Below are 529 nucleotides of genomic sequence, written 5' to 3'. Positions count from 1 at the left end.
GCTTCCAGCCAATAGCGCAGCCAGGCGCTGGCCTGAAACAGTTTCTGGGAGAGCTGCACCGGAATGCGCTTAGTTGAGTTTGAAGGGGGCGATCATGGTGAATTCCGGGATCTTGACCCGAAACTTCTTCCCATCCAGGACCCGCTCCATCAGGTAGGTGCCAAACATTTTGCCGATGCCGGATTTGAGGTTGCAGCCAGAAACGTAGGTATGGCTCTGGCCGGCCTCCAGTACGGGTTGCTGGCCTACTACGCCTTCTCCTTCCACTTCCCGGTTGGTGTTGTTGGCATCGTGGATAAACCACTGCCGCCGCAGCAGCTGCACGGTATACTGGCTATTATTTTCGATGGTGATCCGGTACGTAAACACGAAATGCATCTGCCCCGGGCTGGAGTATTCGGGCTGATACTCGGTTTCCACGCTTACCTTCACCCCTTGGGTAACTTCCGAAACCATTCTTGCGCTTTTTGCTTAAATTACTTACTATACGGTGAAAAGAGTTCGATCGCCGAACAAATCTTTCTAAAAG

General features: G+C 52.6%; 1 protein-coding gene. It reads right to left on the bottom strand.

Annotated features, from left to right (window positions below):
• Nucleotides 1–69: 69 nt before the first annotated feature.
• On the bottom strand, nucleotides 70–456 hold the full coding sequence (gene apaG, locus B879_RS21585) for a Co2+/Mg2+ efflux facilitator ApaG/CorD (protein ID WP_009187262.1): 387 nt from the start codon (nucleotides 454–456) through the stop codon (nucleotides 70–72).
• Nucleotides 457–529 lie beyond the last annotated feature (73 nt).

This window comes from Cecembia lonarensis LW9 (assembly GCF_000298295.1).
Taxonomy (GTDB): domain Bacteria; phylum Bacteroidota; class Bacteroidia; order Cytophagales; family Cyclobacteriaceae; genus Cecembia; species Cecembia lonarensis.
Note: the sequence above shows the minus strand (reverse complement) of the source record. Positions and strands in the feature narration are given on the sequence as shown.

Excerpts from the sequence above, each read along its gene's own strand:
- apaG (WP_009187262.1), bottom strand. The coding sequence starts at position 456 with ATGGTTTCGGAAGTTACCCAAGGGGTGAAGGTAAGCGTGGAAACCGAG.